A 19,517-nucleotide genomic window follows, 5' to 3' on the forward strand; every position below is an offset into this window, starting at 1 on the left:
GTATCATTCCCCGAAGTATTCAGGATGAGAACGTATAACGATGAAAGGCAGTAACAAATCCCGCTGGGCAATCGCCGCTGGCATCATTGTGGTGGCCCTTGCCGCCGCCTGGTACTGGCACAGCCAATCCGCGAACTCCGCCGCACCTGCCGGTGCCACCAGCCAGGCTCAGCGCCCTACGGGCGGAGGGCGTCATGGAATGCGCGGCGGCGCCCTGGCGCCGGTTCAGGCGGCGACGGCGGTGAATAAAGCCGTTCCTCGCTATCTCACAGGTCTCGGGACCATTACCGCCGCCAACACCGCCACGGTGCGCAGCCGCGTCGACGGCCAGCTCATTGCGATCCACTTCCAGGAAGGTCAGCAGGTTAAGGCCGGTGACCTGCTGGCGGAAATCGACCCGAGCCAGTTTAAGGTCGCCCTCGCCCAGGCGCAGGGACAGCTCGCGAAAGACAATGCGACCCTCGCCAATGCCCGGCGCGATTTAGCCCGCTACCAGCAACTGGTGAAAACGAATCTGGTGTCCCGTCAGGAGCTGGATACCCAGCAGTCGCTGGTCAGTGAAACGCAGGGCACTATCAAAGCGGACGAAGCCGCCGTGGCCAGCGCCCAGCTGCAGCTGGACTGGAGCCGCATCACCGCGCCGATTGACGGCCGCGTTGGCCTGAAGCAGGTTGATATTGGCAACCAGATCTCCAGCGGCGACACCACGGGCATCGTGGTGATCACCCAGACCCACCCGATTGATTTAGTCTTTACCCTGCCGGAAAGCGATATCGCGACCGTCATGCAGGCGCAAAAAGCCGGTAAAGGCCTGGTGGTGGAAGCCTGGGACCGCACCAACAAGCAGAAACTGAGTGAAGGGTCCCTACTCAGTCTGGATAACCAGATCGACACCACCACCGGCACCATCAAGCTGAAGGCGCGCTTTAATAACCAGGATGATGCCCTCTTCCCGAACCAGTTCGTCAATGCGCGCATGCTGGTCGCGACCGAAGAGAACGCGGTGGTGATCCCCACCGCTGCACTGCAGATGGGTAATGAAGGTAACTTTGTCTGGGTGCTTAACAGCGACAATAAAGTCAGCAAGCATCTCGTAAAAACCGGAATTCAGGACAGCCAGACGGTGGTCATCAGCGCCGGGCTTTCCGCAGGCGACCGCGTGGTCACCGACGGCATTGACCGTCTGACCGAAGGGGCCAAAGTGGAAGTGGTTGAACCGGCGAAACAGGGAGCGACCTCCTGATGCAGGTGCTGCCGCCGGGCTCTACAGGTGGGCCTTCACGCCTGTTTATCCTCCGTCCTGTCGCCACCACGTTGCTGATGGTGGCGATCCTGCTCGCCGGGATTATCGGCTATCGCTTCCTGCCCGTCTCGGCGCTGCCGGAGGTGGATTACCCAACGATTCAGGTTGTCACCCTCTATCCCGGGGCCAGCCCGGACGTGGTGACGTCCGCCATTACCGCCCCGCTGGAGCGTCAGTTCGGCCAGATGTCGGGGCTAAAACAGATGTCCTCCCAGAGTTCTGGCGGGGCATCCGTCGTGACGCTGCAGTTCCAGCTGACTCTGTCACTGGACGTCGCCGAGCAGGAGGTGCAGGCTGCCATCAACGCCGCTACCAACCTGCTGCCGTCAGACCTGCCTAACCCACCGGTCTACAGCAAGGTGAACCCGGCGGATCCGCCGATCATGACGCTTGCCGTCACCTCCTCCGCGATGCCGATGACCCAGGTCGAAGACATGGTCGAAACGCGCGTGGCGCAGAAAATTTCTCAGGTGTCCGGCGTTGGCCTCGTCACCCTCGCGGGCGGCCAGCGCCCGGCGGTGCGCGTCAAGCTGAACGCGCAGGCCATCGCCGCGCTGGGGCTCACCAGCGAAACCATCCGCAGCGCCATCAGCAACGCGAACGTCAACTCGGCGAAGGGCTCGCTGGACGGTCCAACCCGCGCCGTGACGCTCTCCGCCAACGACCAGATGCAGTCCGCCGACGAATATCGTCAGCTAATTATCGCCTACCAGAACGGCGCGCCAGTGCGTCTGGGCGACGTGGCGACCGTAGAACAAGGCGCGGAGAACAGCTGGCTGGGGGCATGGGCCAACAAGCAGCAGGCGATCGTGATGAACGTGCAGCGCCAGCCGGGCGCAAACATCATCGAAACCGCCGACAGCATCCGCACCATGCTGCCGCAGCTGATCGAAAGCCTGCCGAAATCGGTCAGCGTGAAGGTGCTTTCCGACCGTACCACCAACATTCGCGCGTCGGTCACCGACACCCAGTTCGAGCTGATGCTGGCGATTGCGCTGGTGGTGATGATCATTTATCTGTTCCTGCGCAACGTTCCGGCGACCATTATTCCCGCCGTCGCCGTACCGCTCTCGCTGGTCGGCACCTTTGCGGTGATGGTGTTCCTCGATTTTTCGATTAACAACTTGACGCTGATGGCGCTCACCATCGCCACCGGGTTCGTGGTGGATGACGCTATCGTCGTCATCGAGAACATCTCGCGCTATATCGAGAAAGGCGAAAAGCCGCTGGCCGCCGCGCTGAAAGGCGCAGGGGAAATCGGCTTTACCATTATCTCGCTGACCTTCTCATTGATTGCGGTGCTGATCCCGCTGCTGTTTATGGGCGATATTGTCGGGCGGCTGTTCCGCGAATTTGCCGTGACGCTGGCGGTTGCCATTCTGATCTCCGCGGTGGTGTCGCTGACCCTGACGCCGATGATGTGCGCCCGCATGCTAAGCCACGAGTCCCTGCGCAAACAAAACCGCTTCTCGCGCGCCTCCGAGCGCATGTTCGAGCGGATTATTGCAGCCTACGGTCGCGTGCTGGCGAAAGTCCTCAACCACCCGTGGGCGACGCTGGGCGTGGCGCTCGGCACGCTGGCGCTCAGCGTGATGCTGTGGATTTTCATCCCGAAAGGCTTCTTCCCCATCCAGGACAACGGCATTATTCAGGGCACGCTTCAGGCCCCGCAGTCGGTCTCCTTCGCCAATATGGCGCAGCGCCAGCAGCAGGTGTCTGAGATTGTTATGAAAGATCCGGCGGTCGAGAGCCTGACCTCCTACGTGGGCGTCGACGGCACCAACCCGTCGCTCAACAGCGCGCGTCTGCAGATCAACCTTAAGCCGCTGGATGAGCGCGACGATCGCGTCAACGCCGTCATTGAGCGGCTGCAAAACGCCGTGGCCCGCGTGCCGGGCGTTGAGCTTTACCTGCAGCCGATTCAGGATTTGACCATCGATACCCAGGTCAGCCGCACGCAGTACCAGTTCACGCTGCAGGCCACCTCGCTGGACGCGCTCAGCACCTGGGTGCCGCAGTTGGTGGATAAACTCAAAACCCTGCCGCAGCTCTCGGACGTCAGCAGCGACTGGCAGGACAAAGGGCTGGCGGCGTATGTGAACGTCAACCGCGACGCCGCCAGCCGTCTGGGTATTACCATGGCGGACGTGGATAACGCCCTGTACAACGCCTTCGGTCAGCGCCTGATCTCCACCATCTACACCCAGGCGAACCAGTACCGCGTGGTGCTGGAGCACAACACCGAAAATACGCCCGGCCTGGCGGGGCTGGACTCGGTGCGCCTGACCAGCAAAGACGGCGGCATTGTGCCGCTGAACGCTATCGCCACGGTGGAAGAACGCTATACCCCGCTGTCGATTAACCATCTGGATCAGTTCCCGTCCACCACCATCTCCTTTAACGTGCCGGACAATTATTCACTCGGCGAAGCCGTGGAGGCCATTCAGGCGGCTGAGAAAGATCTCAGCTTCCCGTCCGACATTCAGACCCAGTTCCAGGGCAGCACCCTGGCGTTTCAGGCCGCGCTGGGTAACACCATCTGGCTGATCGTCGCGGCGGTCGTGGCGATGTACATCGTGCTCGGCGTGCTGTACGAAAGCTTTATCCACCCGATCACCATCCTCTCTACCCTGCCGACGGCGGGCGTGGGGGCACTGCTGGCATTAATGCTGGCGGGCAGCGAGCTGGACGTGATTGCCATCATCGGCATCATCCTGCTTATCGGGATCGTGAAGAAAAACGCCATCATGATGATCGACTTTGCCCTGGCCGCCGAGCGCGAGCAGGGCATGTCGCCGCGCGATGCGATTTTCCAGGCCTGCCTGCTGCGTTTTCGTCCCATCCTGATGACCACGCTGGCCGCCCTGCTGGGCGCGCTGCCGCTGATGCTGAGCACCGGCGTCGGCGCGGAGCTGCGCCGTCCGCTGGGTATCGGCATGGTCGGCGGTCTGCTGGTGAGCCAGGTGCTGACGCTGTTCACCACACCGGTGATCTACCTGCTGTTTGACCGCCTGGCGCTGTGGACCAAAAGCCGCTTCCCGAAACGTGAAGAGGAGGCATAAGTGAAGTTTTTCGCCCTCTTCATTTATCGCCCGGTGGCGACGATATTAATCTCGCTCGCCATTACCCTCTGCGGCGTGCTGGGCTTCCGGCTGCTGCCGGTGGCGCCCCTGCCGCAGGTAGATTTCCCGGTGATCATGGTCAGCGCCTCGCTGCCGGGCGCCTCGCCGGAAACCATGGCCTCGTCCGTTGCCACGCCGCTGGAGCGTTCGCTTGGGCGGATTGCGGGGGTCAACGAGATGACCTCCAGCAGCTCGCTGGGCAGCACGCGCATCATTCTGGAGTTCAGCTTCGACCGAGATATCAACGGCGCGGCGCGCGACGTGCAGGCGGCCATTAACGCCGCACAGAGCCTGCTGCCGAGCGGGATGCCGAGCCGTCCGACCTACCGCAAGGCCAACCCGTCCGACGCGCCGATCATGATCCTGACGCTGACCTCGGATACGTACTCGCAGGGGCAACTGTACGACTTTGCGTCTACCCAACTGGCGCAGACAATCTCACAAATTAACGGCGTCGGTGACGTGAGCGTCGGTGGGAGTTCCCTGCCCGCCGTGCGCGTGGGGTTAAACCCGCAGGCGCTGTTTAACCAGGGCGTGTCGCTGGATGACGTGCGCTCCGCAATTAGCAACGCCAACGTGCGTAAACCGCAGGGGGCGATTGAGGATAACAGCCACCGCTGGCAGATCCACACCAACGACGAGCTGAAAACCGCGGCGGAATATCAACCGCTCATCATCCACTATAACAACGGCGCGGCGGTGCGATTAAGCGACGTGGCCAGCGTCACCGACTCGGTGCAGGACGTGCGCAACGCCGGGATGACCAACGCCAAACCGGCGATTTTGCTGATGATCCGCAAGCTGCCGGAGGCCAACATTATTGAGACGGTGAACAGCATTCGCGCCCGTCTTCCGGACCTGCAGGAGACCATCCCGGCAGCAATCGATCTGCAAATTGCCCAGGATCGCTCCCCGACCATTCGCGCCTCGCTGGAAGAAGTCGAGCAAACGCTGGTGATCTCCGTCGCGCTGGTGATCCTGGTGGTCTTCCTGTTCCTGCGCTCTGGCCGCGCGACGCTGATCCCGGCGGTGGCCGTGCCGGTATCGCTGATCGGTACCTTTGCCGCCATGTATCTGTGCGGGTTTAGCCTCAACAACCTGTCGCTGATGGCCCTGACGATTGCGACGGGCTTCGTGGTGGATGACGCCATCGTGGTGCTGGAGAACATTTCCCGCCATCTGGAAGCGGGCGTGAAGCCGCTGCAGGCTGCGTTGCAGGGCACGCGCGAGGTGGGGTTTACGGTGCTCTCCATGAGCCTGTCGCTGGTGGCGGTGTTCCTGCCGCTGCTGCTGATGGGCGGGCTGCCGGGCCGGTTGCTGCGCGAGTTTGCCGTCACCCTCTCCGTCGCGATCGGCATTTCGCTGGCGATCTCCCTAACGCTGACGCCAATGATGTGCGGCTGGATGCTCAAGCGCAGCAAACCGCACTCGCAGCCGCGCCGCAAAGGCTTTGGCCGTTTCCTGATGGCAATGCAGGAAGGCTACGGTAAATCGCTGAAGTGGGTGCTGAACCATACGCGTCTGGTCGGCCTGGTGCTAATAGGCACCATCGTGCTCAACGTGTGGATGTATATCACCATCCCGAAAACTTTCTTCCCGGAGCAGGACACCGGCGTGCTGATGGGCGGCATTCAGGCGGACCAGAGCATTTCGTTCCAGGCCATGCGCGGCAAGCTGCAGGACTTTATGAAGATCATTCGTGAAGACAAAGCCGTGGATAACGTGACCGGCTTTACCGGCGGGTCGCGCGTCAACAGCGGGATGATGTTTATTACCCTGAAACCGCGCGGCGAGCGCAACGAAACCGCCCAGCAGGTGATTGACCGCCTGCGGGTGAAGCTCGCCAAAGAGCCGGGGGCAAACCTGTTTTTGATGGCCGTTCAGGATATCCGCGTCGGCGGGCGACAAGCGAACGCCAGCTATCAGTACACGTTGCTCTCGGACGATTTGGCCGCCCTGCGCGAGTGGGAGCCGAAGATCCGCAAGGCGCTGGCCGCCCTTCCCCAACTGGCGGACGTAAACTCCGATCAGCAGGACAACGGCGCCGAGATGGCCCTGACCTACGACCGTGAAACCATGTCGCGGCTGGGCATCAACGTTGAAGCCGCCAATAGCCTGCTAAACAACGCCTTCGGCCAGCGCGAGATCTCCACCATCTACCAGCCGATGAACCAGTATAAGGTGGTGATGGAAGTTGACCCGCGCTACACCCAGGACATCAGCGCCCTGGATAAAATGTTTGTGATTAACAACGACGGCAAGGCGATTCCGCTCTCGTACTTCGCCAGCTGGCAGCCTGCCAACGCGCCGCTGTCGGTGAACCATCAGGGGCTGTCGGCGGCGTCGACCATCTCCTTTAACCTGCCCGCCGGTTCGTCACTGTCTGAGGCCAGCGATGCAATCAACCGCGCGATGACCCAGCTTGGTGTGCCGTCCACCGTGCGCGGCAGCTTTGCCGGGACCGCGCAGGTATTCCAGGAGACGATGAACTCGCAGGTGATTTTGATTCTGGCCGCCATCGCCACGGTCTATATTGTGCTGGGCGTGCTGTATGAGAGCTACGTGCACCCGCTGACCATCCTCTCGACGCTGCCGTCGGCGGGCGTGGGGGCACTGCTGGCGCTGGAGCTGTTCGGCGCGCCGTTCAGCCTTATCGCGCTTATCGGGATCATGCTGCTGATCGGCATCGTGAAGAAAAACGCCATCATGATGGTGGACTTCGCGCTGGACGCCCAGCGCAACGGCAACCTCTCGCCGGAAGAGGCCATCTTCCAGGCCTGCCTGCTGCGCTTCCGTCCGATCATGATGACCACCCTGGCGGCGCTGTTTGGCGCGCTGCCGCTGGTGATCTCGGGCGGCGACGGCTCAGAGCTGCGCCAGCCGCTGGGGATCACCATTGTCGGCGGCCTGGTGATGAGCCAGCTGCTGACGCTGTACACCACACCGGTGGTCTATCTGTTCTTCGACCGCCTGCGGCTGCGCTTTTCGCGTAAAAACAGAACCACGGTGACTGAGTAGATGACAGATCTCCCCGCTAACGTTCGCTGGCAATTATGGATAGTCGCCTTCGGCTTCTTTATGCAGTCGCTGGATACGACCATCGTCAACACCGCCCTCCCCTCCATGGCGAAAAGCCTGGGGGAGAGCCCGCTGCATATGCACATGGTGATTGTCTCCTACGTGCTGACGGTTGCCGTGATGCTGCCCGCCAGCGGCTGGCTGGCCGATAAGGTCGGCGTGCGGAATATCTTCTTTACCGCCATCGTGCTGTTTACCACCGGCTCGCTGTTTTGCGCGCAGGCCAATACCCTCGACCAGTTGGTGATGGCGCGCGTGCTGCAGGGCATCGGCGGGGCGATGATGGTGCCCGTCGGGCGGTTAACGGTGATGAAGATTGTGCCGCGCGAGCAGTACATGGCGGCGATGACCTTTGTCACCCTGCCCGGTCAGGTGGGGCCGTTGCTGGGCCCGGCGCTGGGCGGCATGCTGGTGGAGTACGCCTCCTGGCACTGGATCTTCTTAATCAACCTCCCGGTAGGCATCATCGGCGCGATGGCCACCCTGGCGCTGATGCCGAACTACAAAATGCAGACCCGGCGCTTTGATTTCTTCGGTTTTATCCTGTTGGCCGCCGGTATGGCAACGCTCACCCTGGCGCTCGACGGGCAAAAAGGACTGGGGATTTCGCCCCTGACGCTCGGGCTCCTGATCGCGCTCGGTGTTACCGCCATACTCTGGTATCTGTGGCACGCCAGAGGAAACGACAAGGCGCTGTTCAGCCTGGCGTTGTTTAAAAACCCCACTTACCGTCTGGGCCTGTCTGGCAGCTTCGCCGGACGCATCGGCAGCGGGATGCTGCCGTTTATGACGCCCGTTTTTCTGCAAATTGGCATGGGTTTTTCGCCATTCCACGCGGGCCTGATGATGATCCCGATGGTGCTCGGCAGCATGGGAATGAAGCGCATTGTGGTGCAGGTGGTGAACCGCTTTGGCTATCGACACGTGCTGGTGGCCGCCACGCTGGGGCTGGCGCTGGTCAGCCTGCTGTTTATGGCCGTGGCGCTGATGGGCTGGTACTACGTCCTGCCGCTGGTGCTGTTCTGCCAGGGGATCATCAACTCCATGCGCTTCTCGTCGATGAATACCCTCACGCTAAAAGACCTGCCGGACGATTTGGCGAGCAGCGGCAACAGCCTGCTGTCGATGGTGATGCAGCTCTCCATGAGCGTGGGCGTGACTATTGCGGGGTTACTGCTCGGCATGTACGGTCAGCACCACCTCAGCGTCGACACGCCGGTGGCGCATCAGGTCTTTATGTATACCTACCTCAGCATGGCGATCATTATCGCCCTGCCCGCTTTCATCTTCGCCCGGGTGCCGGATGACACCAGCAAGAACGTCGTGATTAGGCGCGGCAAAAGGAGTGGCTCATGAAATTCTGGCGTCCGGGTATTACCGGCAAGCTCTTTGTAGCGATCTTCGCCACCTGTATCGTCCTGCTGATCACCATGCACTGGGCGGTGCGGGTCAGCTTCGAGCGAGGCTTTATTGATTACATCAAGCATGGCAATGAGCAGCGTTTGCAGGGACTGAGCGATGCGCTGAGTGAACAGTACGCCCAGCACGGCAACTGGCGTTTTCTGCGCAACAATGATCGCTTTATTTTCCAGATCCTGCGCTCGCTGGAGCACGATACCGGCGACGATCGTCCGGGCCCGGGCATGCCGCCGCACGGCTGGCGCACCCAGTTCTGGGTAATCGACCAGGATATGCGCCCCCTGGTTGGCCCGCGCGCGCCGATACCGCCGGACGGCACCCGGCGGGCGATTAAAGTCAATAACGCCACCGTTGGCTGGGTGATCGCCTCTCCGGTGGAGCGCCTGACGCGCAACACCGACATCAACTTTGACCGCCAGCAGCGTCGCACAAGCTGGCTGATTGTCGCGCTCTCCACGCTGCTCGCCGCGCTCGCCACCTTCCCGCTGGCGCGCGGTCTGCTCGCCCCGGTGAAACGCCTGGTGGAAGGCACGCACAAGCTCGCCGCCGGGGATTTCACCACCCGCGTCGATACCCGCAGCCAGGACGAACTGGGCAAGCTGGCGCAGGACTTTAACCAGCTCGCCAGCACGCTTGAGAAAAACCAGCAGATGCGCCGCGACTTTATGGCCGATATTTCACACGAGCTGCGTACGCCGCTGGCGGTGCTGCGCGGCGAGCTCGAGGCCATTCAGGACGGCGTGCGCCAGTTTACGCCCGAATCGGTGGCTTCCCTGCAGGCGGAGGTGGGCACGCTCACCAAGCTGGTGGACGATCTCCACCAGCTCTCCATGTCCGACGAAGGCGCGCTGGCCTACCAGAAGGCGCCCGTAGACGTCATTAACGTGCTGGAAGTAGCGAGCGGCGCCTTCCGCGAACGCTTTGCCAGTCGCAACCTGAAAATCGACCTCTCCCTGCCGGACAGCGCGGTGGTGTTTGGCGACAAAGATCGGCTGATGCAGCTGTTCAACAACCTGCTGGAAAACAGCCTGCGCTACACCGACAGCGGCGGCGGGCTTCTGATTTCCGGCAGACAGGAAAACGGGCGCTTTGCCCTTACCTTCGCGGATTCCGCCCCCGGCGTGCAGGACACGCAGCTGGAAAAACTGTTTGAACGTTTTTACCGTACCGAAGGTTCCCGCAACCGCGCCAGCGGCGGATCCGGTCTGGGGCTGGCGATTTGCGTTAACATCGTCGAGGCGCATAATGGCACGATCCGCGCCGCCCATTCGCCTTTTGGCGGGGTAAGCATTACAGTAGAGTTACCTCTGGAACGGGATTTATCGAGAGAAGTATGACCGAGTTACCGATTGACGAAAACACGCCGCGCATTTTGATCGTCGAAGACGAACCCAAGCTGGGACAACTGCTGATCGACTATTTACGCGCGGCCAGCTATGCCCCGTCACTGATCAGCCACGGCGACCAGGTGCTGCCTTACGTGCGCCAGACCCCGCCGGACCTGATCCTGCTGGATCTGATGCTTCCCGGGACCGATGGCCTGACCCTGTGCCGGGAAATTCGCCGCTTCTCCGACGTCCCGATCGTCATGGTCACCGCCAAAATTGAAGAGATTGACCGCCTGCTGGGGCTCGAAATCGGCGCGGACGACTACATCTGCAAGCCCTACAGTCCGCGCGAGGTAGTCGCCCGCGTGAAAACCATTCTGCGCCGCTGCAGGCCGCAGCGCGAGCTTCAGGTGCTGGACGCCGAAAGCCCGCTGATTGTCGACGAAAGCCGCTTCCAGGCAAGTTGGCGCAGCAAGCTGCTGGACCTGACCCCTGCGGAGTTCCGCCTGCTGAAAACCCTCTCCCACGAGCCGGGAAAAGTCTTCTCCCGCGAACAGCTGCTGAACCACCTGTACGACGATTACCGCGTGGTGACCGACCGCACCATCGACAGCCACATTAAAAACCTGCGCCGCAAACTGGAGGCGCTGGATGCCGAGCAGTCGTTTATTCGCGCGGTGTATGGTGTGGGGTATCGCTGGGAAGCGGATGCGTGCAGGATAGCCTAGCCAGCAGAGGGTCAATCCAGGCCGGGTAAGGCGAAGCCGCCGCCCGGCACAATAACTTTACCTCCCTGCCCCGCAGCGCTACAATGCCCGCCCTTAAAGTGGGGGATCTCCCCTTACCGCTGCACCTGGTGCACGCGGATCTGACCTGTCATCAGAACGAGAACAAACATGTTTAAACCGGAACTCCTTTCCCCGGCGGGAACGCTGCAAAATATGCGTTACGCTTTCGCCTATGGCGCCGACGCCGTGTATGCGGGCCAGCCGCGCTACTCGCTGCGCGTACGTAATAACGAATTCAACCACGAGAACCTGCAGCTCGGCATCAACGAGGCGCACGCTCTGGGTAAAAAATTCTACGTGGTGGTCAACATCGCGCCGCACAACGCCAAGCTGAAAACGTTCATCCGTGACCTGAAGCCGGTGGTGGATATGGGGCCGGACGCGCTGATCATGTCGGACCCGGGTTTAATCATGCTGGTTCGGGAGAACTTCCCGGAGATGGATATCCACCTCTCCGTACAGGCTAACGCCGTCAACTGGGCAACGGTGAAGTTCTGGAAGCAGATGGGGCTGACCCGCGTCATCCTGTCTCGCGAGCTTTCGCTGGAAGAGATCGAAGAGATCCGCACCCAGGTGCCGGATATGGAAATCGAAATCTTCGTTCACGGCGCGCTGTGCATGGCCTATTCCGGCCGCTGCCTGCTTTCTGGCTACATCAACAAACGCGACCCGAACCAGGGCACCTGCACCAACGCCTGCCGCTGGGAATATAACGTTCAGGAAGGCAAAGAGGATGACATCGGCAACATCGTCCACAAGCATGAGCCGATCCCGGTGACCAACGTTGAGCCAACGCTGGGCATCGGCGCGCCAACCGACAGCGTGTTTATGATTGAAGAAGCCAAACGTCCGGGCGAGTACATGACCGCCTTTGAAGACGAGCACGGCACCTACATCATGAACTCGAAAGATCTGCGTGCCATCGCCCACGTCGAGCGCCTGACCCAGATGGGCGTGCACTCCCTGAAGATTGAAGGCCGCACCAAATCCTATTACTACTGCGCGCGTACCGCGCAGGTGTACCGCAAAGCCATCGACGATGCGGCCGCCGGTAAACCGTTCGATACCAGCCTGCTGGAAACTCTGGAAGGCCTGGCGCATCGCGGCTATACCGAAGGCTTCCTGCGCCGTCATACCCACGACGACTACCAGAACTACGAGCACGGCTACTCCGTATCCGAGCGCCAGCAGTTTGTCGGTGACTTCACCGGCGAGCGCAAAGGCGCGCTGGCGGCCGTCGCGGTGAAAAACAAGTTCACCAAAGGCGACAGCCTGGAGCTGATGACCCCGCAGGGCAACATGAACTTTACGCTGGAGCATCTGGAAAACGGCAAAGGCGAAGCGATTGAGGTGGCGCCGGGTGACGGGCATACCGTCTGGCTGCCGGTTCCGGAAGAGGTGGAGCTGAAGTTCGCGCTGCTGATGCGTAACTTCAACGGTGAAAGCACCCGTAACCCACACGGCAAATAGTCAATCAGGGAAATTTTTTCGCGCTGGGATAATTCTTAGAATCGGATCACATACCGCTTCGTTCAATACGGGTATTATCCCCCCCGCTGAAAAACATAACCCATAAATGCTAGCTGTACCAGGAACCACCTCCTTAGCCTGCGTAATCTCCCTTACGCGGGCTTATTTTTTGCCTTCTCTCTCCTCAATCCAGGCAATGAGTTCGTCGATTTGCTTCTCTGAGAACACGGCAATCCCATGCTCTGCGAGCAACGATGCCGCAACCCCCTTCCCCGCTTTATGTATTCCGCGAAACGATCCGTCATAAATAAACTCACTGCCGCACGTTGGGCTGCCATCGGTTAACAATGCAGCGCTACACCCCGACTCCTGAGCAGCGCGTAGCGCAAGCCAGGCTGCAAGCTGATAATGTGCGGTCACGTCCTGCCCGGTATTTTCAACAATTCTGGCTTGCCCGAGCATTACGTCTTTGCCATCAGCGGACATAATCTCTGCCGGAGGACGCGGTACAGGCAGCCCGGCAGCCAGTTCAGGGCAGTGGATAACCAGACGTTGTTCCTGTTGCCAGAGAGCGAGTTGCGCGTTCATTCTCGCTTTTTCACTTCCGTTATAACGAACCCTGAAGCCCATCAGGCACGCGCTTACCAAAATTTTATTCATCATCACTTTCCTGTGATTACATTCATATCATCGCTGGAGTGTAACGCGCTTTCGGGCTTATTTTGTTCCTTTCATCCTGTTCTTACCCGCTTTTTTTCTCTCTGCTATACACTCTTACTAACGCTAAAAAAGGGAGCAGCGCGGATGGCAACCTATCCAGACAGTTTATTGATTCTCAATGGCAAAAGTGCGGGCAACGATCTCCTGCGTCAGGCAATTCAGGATTTGCGTGACGACGGCGCGCGGATCCACGTCAGGGTAACCTGGGAAAAAGGCGACGCGGCACGCTATATCAATGAAGCCCTCGGGCTTGGCGTCAACACCATCATTTCCGGCGGCGGCGATGGCACCATCAATGAAATCGCGTCAGCGCTGATCGACCTGCCCCCGGCAAACCGCCCAGTGATGGGTATTTTACCGCTCGGCACCGCCAATGACTTTGCCACCAGCGCAGGGATCCCGGAGGCGTTAGAAAAAGCGCTCCAGTTGGCGATCCTCGGTAAAGCCACCGCGGTAGATATTGCGCAGGTGAATGACAAAACCTGCTTTATCAATATGGCCACCGGCGGGTTCGGCACGCGCATCACCAGCGAAACGCCGGAAAAACTGAAGGCGGCGCTGGGCGGCGTGTCGTATCTGATCCACGGTCTGATGCGCATGGATACCCTCAAGCCTGACCGCTGCGAAATTCGCGGCGAGGATTTTCAGTGGCAGGGTGACGCGCTGGTCATTGGGATTGGCAATGGTCGACAGGCAGGCGGCGGTCAGCAGCTGTGCCCGGAGGCGCTGATCAATGACGGTCAGCTACAGCTGCGGATTTTCACGGGCGACGGCCTTCTGCCCGCGCTGTTTACCACGCTGACGCATCCGGAAGAGAGTCCGAATATCATTGACGGGAAATCCGCATGGTTTGAGGTCAATGCCCCGCACGGGATGACGTTTAACCTCGACGGAGAGCCGCTAAGCGGAACACAGTTCCGCATTGAGGTGTTGCCCGGCGCGCTGCAGTGTCGGTTGCCGCCGGACTGTGTGCTTTTGCGCTGATGGTATTGCCGGGTGGCGGCTACGCCTTACCCGGCCTACACTTCGCCCTCAGGTCAGGCAATCGTGACTTTGCTGTCCAGATAGACGTCCTGCACCGCATTGATCAGCTTCACGCCGTCGGCCATCGATTTCTTAAACGCCTTACGACCCAGGATCAGCCCCATGCCGCCCGCGCGTTTGTTAATAACCGCCGTACGCACCGCGTCTGACAGGTCAGTATCGCCGCCCGCCGCGCCGCCGGAGTTAATCAGCCCAGCACGTCCCATATAGCAGTTCGCCAGCTGGTAGCGCACCAGATCGATCGGGTTATCGCTGGTCAGCTTGCTGTAAACGCGGTCATCGGTGTAACCAAAGTTCACCGCTTTATAGCCGCCGTTATTCTCGGCCATTTTCTGCTTCACGATGTCTGCGCCAATGGTCGCCGCCAGATGGTTCGCCTGGCCGGTAAGATCGGCCGACACGTGGTAATCCACGCCGTCTTTTTTGAACGCCGAGTTACGTAGGTACGCCCACAGCACGGTCACCATACCCAGCTCGTGCGCGCGCTCAAACGCCGCAGAGATCTCTTCAATCTGACGACGGGACTGTTCAGAGCCAAAGTAAATCGTCGCCCCAACGGCAACCGCCCCCATATTGAACGCCTGCTCGACGCTGGCGTAGAGCGTCTGGTCATATTCGGTGGGGTAGCTCAGGGTTTCATTGTGATTCAGCTTCACGAGGAACGGAATGCGGTGGGCATAGCGACGCGAGACGGAGGCCAGCACGCCGTAGGTGGAGGCCACGCAGTTACAGCCCGCTTCAATCGCCAGCTCAACAATGTTCTTCGGATCGAAATAGAGCGGATTCGCCGCGAAGGAGGCGCCCGCCGAGTGCTCAACGCCCTGGTCTACCGGCAGAATGGAGAGATATCCGGTGCCACCGAGCCGCCCGGTGTTGTAGAGCGTCTGCATGTTTCGCAGAACCGCAGGCGGACGGTTGTTATCGACCATCACGCGGTCGACGTAGTCATGACCCGGCAGATAGAGCTGGTCGGCTGGAATGGTCATACAACGATGCTGTAAAAGGCTGTCGGCGTCTTTGCCAAGCAACTGCGCAATATCAGTCATGTGATACTCCCGTAAGTCCGACGTCGTGTCGGTGTGTGTTTATCCAGTCCCATTATTTATGGGCAGACTAAGCCTGGTACCGACTTAACAGATTTTCCACCTTTTGCATTTTTTTTCAGCACAATCTGCTGGCTCGATTCGTGTACAACAAAACTGTTACATTGATCAAACAATCGCCATAAAGGTATTTAAAAGGTATTATAGAATGGTATGTTAAAGGCGTACCCTCTCTGACATGCAGGATTAAAAAATGAAAACGAAAGTCCAACTGTCATTCATGATGTTTGTTGAATGGTTTATCTGGGGCGCGTGGTTTGTGCCGCTGTGGCTGTGGCTGAGCAAAAGCGGTTTTACCGCCGGGGAAATCGGCTGGTCTTATGCCTGTACCGCCATTGCCGCTATCCTCTCCCCAATTCTGGTCGGATCGCTGACGGACCGCTTCTTCGCCGCGCAGAAAGTACTGGCGGTGCTGATGTTTGCCGGCGCGATTCTGATGTACTTCGCCGCACAGCAAACCCAGTTCAGCACCTTCTTCCCGCTGCTGCTGGTTTACTCCCTGACCTATATGCCCACCATCGCGCTGACCAACAGTATTGCCTTCGCGAACGTGGATGACGTCGAGGCCGATTTCCCGCGTATCCGCGTGATGGGCACTATCGGCTGGATCGCCTCCGGGCTGGCGTGCGGCTTCCTGCCGCAGATGCTGGGCTATAGCGATATTTCCGATACCAATATTCCCCTGCTGATGACGGCAGCCAGCTCCGCCCTGCTCGGCGTGTTTGCCCTCTTCCTGCCGAACACACCGCCGAAAAGTACCGGCAAGCTGGACTTCAAAGTGATGCTGGGGCTGGACGCGCTGATCCTGCTGCGCGACAAAAACTTCCTCGTGTTCTTCTTCTGCTCGTTTCTGTTCGCCATGCCACTGGCCTTCTATTACATCTTCGCCAACGGCTATCTCACCGAAGTGGGAATGAAAAACGCCACCGGCTGGATGACGCTCGGTCAGTTCTCTGAAATCTTCTTTATGCTGGCGCTGCCGTTCTTTACCAAACGCTTTGGTATTAAGAAGGTCTTACTGCTGGGTCTGATCACGGCCGCCATCCGCTACGGGTTCTTTGTTTACGGCGGTGCGGAACAGTACTTCACCTACGCCCTGCTGTTCCTCGGCATTCTGCTGCACGGCGTGAGCTACGACTTCTACTACGTCACCGCGTACATCTACGTGGATAAAAAAGCGCCGGTGCACATGCGTACCGCCGCGCAAGGCCTGATTACGCTGTGCTGCCAGGGCTTTGGTAGCCTGCTGGGTTACCGCCTGGGCGGCGTGATGATGGAAAAAATGTTCGCATATAAAGAGCCGGTGAATGGGCTGACCTTCAACTGGGCCGGAATGTGGGCATTTGGCGCAATCATGATTGCCGTGATTGCCGTGCTGTTTATGCTGTTTTTCCGCGAATCGGACAAAGAGATCACTGCTATTGAGGTGGTTGATGGCGATACCGCGCTGACACAAGGGGAAGTTAAATGAAACAAGAACGTGTTCTCGGTGCCCTTTACGGGCAGGCGTTAGGGGATGCGATGGGCATGCCGTCGGAGCTGTGGCCGAGAAAGCGCGTCAAAGCGCACTTCGGCTGGATCGACCGCTTTTTACCCGGCCCGGCAGAAAATAACGCGGCCTGCTATTTCGGGCAGGCAGAGTTCACCGACGATACCTCAATGGCGCTGTGCCTCGCCGATGCGATCATTGAGTGCGACGGGGAGATTAACGCAGACGTTATCGGCAAGCATATCCTGAACTGGGCGCTGGATTTCGACGCGTTCAACAAGAATGTGCTCGGCCCGACCTCAAAAATCGCGCTTAATGCGATTCGTGACGGGAAGCCGGTGAGCGAACTGGAAAACAACGGTGTGACGAACGGGGCGGCGATGCGCGCCTCCCCGCTGGGCTGCCTGCTCCCGGCGACGCGGCTGGAACACTTTGTCGAACAGGTGGCGCTGGCCTCCAGCCCGACCCATAAATCGGATCTCGCCATTGCCGGCGCGGTGGTGATTGCCTGGGCGGTTTCCCGCGCCATCGACGGCGAAAGCTGGCAGAACATCGTTGATGCCCTGCCGGGGATCGCCCGCTATGCGCAGGAGATGAAAACCACCACCTTCAGCGCGTCGCTGGCGGCGCGTATTGAGCTGGCACTTAAGACCGTGCGGGAAGCCAACGGTATTGACTCCGCCAGCGAGCAGGTTTATCAGCTGATTGGCGCGGGAACCAGTACCATCGAGTCCGTTCCGGCGGCCATTGCGATGGTGGAACTGGCGGGAACCGACCCGAACCGCTGCGCCATTTTATGCGCCAATCTGGGCGGTGATACGGACACCATTGGCGCCATGGCGACGGCCATCTGCGGTGCGCTCCACGGTGTGCAGGCGATTGACCCGGCGCTCAAAGCCGAACTCGATGCCGTCAACCAGCTCAACTTCGGCCATTATTGCGAGAAACTGCTGCACTTCAGGGAGCAAAGGGAGGGCGTATGAATGCATTTGCCCAACGTCTCGAAAATCTGCACGCCACGCGCCCGGTGACGGTGCTGGGCGCAGCGGTGATTGACGTCATCGCCGACGCCTACGCCCTGCCCTGGCGCGGGTGCGATATCGAACTTAAGCAGCAGGGCGTGAATATTGGCGGCTGCGCGCTGAATATCGCCATTGCCCTGAAGCGGCTCGGCATTACGGCGCAAAACGCTCTGCCCGTCGGTCACGGCGTGTGGGCAGATATTATCCGCAACGCCATGGCGAAGCAGGATCTGCACAGCGCTGTGGAGGCCGAGACGGGCGATAACGGCTGGTGCCTGGCGCTGGTTGAGCCTGACGGCGAACGCACCTTTATGTCCTTTAGCGGCGTGGAGAACCAGTGGCAACAGCGCTGGCTGGATGCGCTTCACGTCCCGCAAAACAGCCTGGTGTATTTGTCCGGCTATCAGTTGGCCTCACCGTGCGGTGAACTGCTGACACGCTGGCTGGAGGGGTTACAGGAGGTGACGGCCTTCATCGATTTCGGCCCCCGTATTGCGGATATCCCCGACGCGCTGATGGCGCGAATTATGGCCTGCAGGCCAATCGTGTCCCTTAATCGTCAGGAAGCGGAGATCGCAGCCGGGCGGCTGGGTGTCGTGACTGAAAACCTGGGTGCAGAGTGGCAGCAGCGTTTCCGGGCCGCACTGATTGTGCGCCACGATAAAGACGGTGCGGCCTGGTATGACGCCGGGAGCTCGGGCGTTGTTCCGGCGTTCCCGGCGACGGTCGTGGACACCATTGGCGCAGGCGACAGCCACGCGGGCGGCACGCTTGCCGGACTGGCGGGAGGATGGTCGCTGGCGGACGCGGTTCTGCTAGGTAATGCCGTGGCGTCCCGGGTGGTCAGCCAACGCGGCGGCGATTGCGCACCAACTCGCGAGGAATTACTCCTCGCACACAAAGACGTATAGGTCGCTGCGACAGTAGCTGATGCTGTACTCAATCGGCCGGTGCTGCTGGTCAAGCGCGACCTGCTTGATCACCAGCACCGGTATTTTTTCATCCATCTTAATGTGCGCCTGAAACTCGCTGTCCGGCATGCGGGCGCTCACCCTTGAGCGGGTGCGCTGCGGGAAGATATTCTGGCTGCGGAAGTAGTCGTAGAGCGAAATGCCAATCGCATCCGGGTCGGGAATTAACCCGACCGGGACCCAGGACTCTTCAATCGACACCGCATCGTCATCCACATAGCGAATGCGCTTGAGCAAAAAGACCTCGCTGTCCGGGGAGATCGACAGGTGGTTCGCTACCTCTTCCGGGCATTTCACCACCCGCTTGTTAACCCAGAGCGTATTTGGCGTTTGGCCGCGCAGCACTACCTGCTGTGAGAAGCCGCGCGCCTCTTTCAGCGAATATTCGAAGATATTGTTGATTTGCGTCCCGTAGCCACGAGCGCGCGTCACCACACCCTCTTCCTCCAGCGCCTGCATCGCTTTACGCACGGTAATGCGCGACACCCCGGTCAACTGGCTCAGATCGCGCTCGCCGGGCAAAATATTCCCGTGCTCCAGCACCCCGCTGCGTACCGCATTTTTTACCGTTTCGGCAAACTTCAGGTACAGCGGCGTGTTATCGGGCGCGGCGATCCGTTCATTCAGTTGAGCGATTAACCGGGTATGCGCTTGTTCCAT

14 protein-coding genes are annotated in these 19,517 nt (G+C 59.9%); 11 read left to right on the forward strand and 3 right to left on the reverse strand.

The window, feature by feature from the left end:
• The first annotated feature begins 40 nt into the window (after positions 1–40).
• The 7 genes from LJA86_RS10705 to yegQ all read left to right on the forward strand — a co-directional run bounded on the left by LJA86_RS10705 (position 41) and on the right by yegQ (position 12,508).
• Positions 41–1,243: an MdtA/MuxA family multidrug efflux RND transporter periplasmic adaptor subunit gene (locus LJA86_RS10705; RefSeq protein WP_048028298.1), complete on the forward strand. Its 1,203-nt coding sequence runs from the start codon at positions 41–43 to the stop codon at positions 1,241–1,243.
• Positions 1,243–4,365, forward strand: a complete 3,123-nt coding sequence (locus LJA86_RS10710; RefSeq protein WP_229226128.1) for an MdtB/MuxB family multidrug efflux RND transporter permease subunit — start codon at positions 1,243–1,245, stop codon at positions 4,363–4,365. The genes LJA86_RS10705 and LJA86_RS10710 overlap by 1 nt, the downstream gene beginning before the upstream one ends.
• The gene (mdtC, locus tag LJA86_RS10715; RefSeq protein ID WP_048224040.1) at positions 4,366–7,443 is read left to right on the forward strand and encodes a multidrug efflux RND transporter permease subunit MdtC; all 3,078 of its coding nucleotides are present in this window, start codon (positions 4,366–4,368) and stop codon (positions 7,441–7,443) included.
• A complete protein-coding gene (locus LJA86_RS10720; RefSeq protein WP_229226129.1) occupies positions 7,444–8,859 on the forward strand; it encodes an MFS transporter in 1,416 nt (471 codons plus the stop codon).
• The gene (baeS, locus tag LJA86_RS10725; RefSeq protein WP_047747590.1) at positions 8,856–10,259 is read left to right on the forward strand and encodes a two-component system sensor histidine kinase BaeS; all 1,404 of its coding nucleotides are present in this window, start codon (positions 8,856–8,858) and stop codon (positions 10,257–10,259) included. The genes LJA86_RS10720 and baeS overlap by 4 nt, the downstream gene beginning before the upstream one ends.
• Positions 10,256–10,978, forward strand: coding sequence for a two-component system response regulator BaeR (gene baeR, locus LJA86_RS10730; protein ID WP_024908120.1), 723 nt, complete (start codon positions 10,256–10,258; stop codon positions 10,976–10,978). Before baeS ends, baeR begins: the two co-directional genes overlap by 4 nt.
• Positions 10,979–11,146: 168 nt before the next feature.
• Entirely contained in the window at positions 11,147–12,508 is a 1,362-nt protein-coding gene (gene yegQ, locus LJA86_RS10735; RefSeq protein ID WP_008500866.1) for a tRNA 5-hydroxyuridine modification protein YegQ, read from the forward strand.
• Between the two features lie 162 nt (positions 12,509–12,670).
• On the opposite strand, the gene LJA86_RS10740 is transcribed toward yegQ, so the two are convergent.
• The gene (locus LJA86_RS10740) at positions 12,671–13,171 is read right to left on the reverse strand and encodes a DUF523 domain-containing protein (protein WP_229226130.1); all 501 of its coding nucleotides are present in this window, start codon (positions 13,169–13,171) and stop codon (positions 12,671–12,673) included.
• A 141-nt stretch (positions 13,172–13,312) separates the two neighbouring features.
• Here LJA86_RS10740 and yegS point away from each other — a divergent pair, with 141 nt between their 5' ends.
• The gene (yegS, locus tag LJA86_RS10745; protein WP_229226131.1) at positions 13,313–14,212 is read left to right on the forward strand and encodes a lipid kinase YegS; all 900 of its coding nucleotides are present in this window, start codon (positions 13,313–13,315) and stop codon (positions 14,210–14,212) included.
• 53 nt (positions 14,213–14,265) lie between these two features.
• Here yegS and fbaB read toward each other — a convergent pair whose 3' ends face one another.
• A complete protein-coding gene (gene fbaB / locus LJA86_RS10750; protein WP_008500869.1) occupies positions 14,266–15,318 on the reverse strand; it encodes a class I fructose-bisphosphate aldolase in 1,053 nt (350 codons plus the stop codon).
• Positions 15,319–15,568: 250 nt separating this feature from the next.
• Between fbaB and LJA86_RS10755 the strand changes: the two genes are divergently transcribed.
• From LJA86_RS10755 to LJA86_RS10765, 3 genes are read left to right on the forward strand one after another with little or no spacing between them, the layout of a single operon-like run.
• The gene (locus LJA86_RS10755) at positions 15,569–16,846 is read left to right on the forward strand and encodes a nucleoside permease (RefSeq protein WP_045908640.1); all 1,278 of its coding nucleotides are present in this window, start codon (positions 15,569–15,571) and stop codon (positions 16,844–16,846) included.
• On the forward strand, positions 16,843–17,847 hold the full coding sequence (locus LJA86_RS10760; protein WP_111968079.1) for an ADP-ribosylglycohydrolase family protein: 1,005 nt from the start codon (positions 16,843–16,845) through the stop codon (positions 17,845–17,847). The genes LJA86_RS10755 and LJA86_RS10760 overlap by 4 nt, the downstream gene beginning before the upstream one ends.
• Positions 17,844–18,797, forward strand: a complete 954-nt coding sequence (locus LJA86_RS10765; RefSeq protein WP_229226132.1) for a PfkB family carbohydrate kinase — start codon at positions 17,844–17,846, stop codon at positions 18,795–18,797. The genes LJA86_RS10760 and LJA86_RS10765 overlap by 4 nt, the downstream gene beginning before the upstream one ends.
• On the opposite strand, the gene LJA86_RS10770 is transcribed toward LJA86_RS10765, so the two are convergent.
• Complete coding sequence (locus LJA86_RS10770) at positions 18,771–19,517, reverse strand: GntR family transcriptional regulator (RefSeq protein WP_045908643.1); 747 nt, start codon at positions 19,515–19,517, stop codon at positions 18,771–18,773. The two genes, LJA86_RS10765 and LJA86_RS10770, sit on opposite strands and share 27 nt — an antisense overlap.

It is taken from the genome of Enterobacter sp. TCD1-1, from assembly GCF_020567405.1.
GTDB classification, from domain to species: domain Bacteria; phylum Pseudomonadota; class Gammaproteobacteria; order Enterobacterales; family Enterobacteriaceae; genus Enterobacter; species Enterobacter quasiroggenkampii.

Coding starts and splice junctions, on each gene's coding strand:
- LJA86_RS10710 (WP_229226128.1), top strand. CDS start 1,243: ATGCAGGTGCTGCCGCCGGGCTCTACAGGTGGGCCTTCACGCCTGTTT.
- LJA86_RS10770 (WP_045908643.1), bottom strand. CDS start 19,517: ATGGAACAAGCGCATACCCGGTTAATCGCTCAACTGAATGAACGGATC.
- LJA86_RS10765 (WP_229226132.1), top strand. CDS start 17,844: ATGAATGCATTTGCCCAACGTCTCGAAAATCTGCACGCCACGCGCCCG.
- baeR (WP_024908120.1), top strand. CDS start 10,256: ATGACCGAGTTACCGATTGACGAAAACACGCCGCGCATTTTGATCGTC.
- LJA86_RS10755 (WP_045908640.1), top strand. CDS start 15,569: ATGAAAACGAAAGTCCAACTGTCATTCATGATGTTTGTTGAATGGTTT.
- LJA86_RS10705 (WP_048028298.1), top strand. CDS start 41: ATGAAAGGCAGTAACAAATCCCGCTGGGCAATCGCCGCTGGCATCATT.
- LJA86_RS10760 (WP_111968079.1), top strand. CDS start 16,843: ATGAAACAAGAACGTGTTCTCGGTGCCCTTTACGGGCAGGCGTTAGGG.
- fbaB (WP_008500869.1), bottom strand. CDS start 15,318: ATGACTGATATTGCGCAGTTGCTTGGCAAAGACGCCGACAGCCTTTTA.
- LJA86_RS10720 (WP_229226129.1), top strand. CDS start 7,444: ATGACAGATCTCCCCGCTAACGTTCGCTGGCAATTATGGATAGTCGCC.
- yegQ (WP_008500866.1), top strand. CDS start 11,147: ATGTTTAAACCGGAACTCCTTTCCCCGGCGGGAACGCTGCAAAATATG.
- LJA86_RS10740 (WP_229226130.1), bottom strand. CDS start 13,171: ATGATGAATAAAATTTTGGTAAGCGCGTGCCTGATGGGCTTCAGGGTT.
- yegS (WP_229226131.1), top strand. CDS start 13,313: ATGGCAACCTATCCAGACAGTTTATTGATTCTCAATGGCAAAAGTGCG.
- baeS (WP_047747590.1), top strand. CDS start 8,856: ATGAAATTCTGGCGTCCGGGTATTACCGGCAAGCTCTTTGTAGCGATC.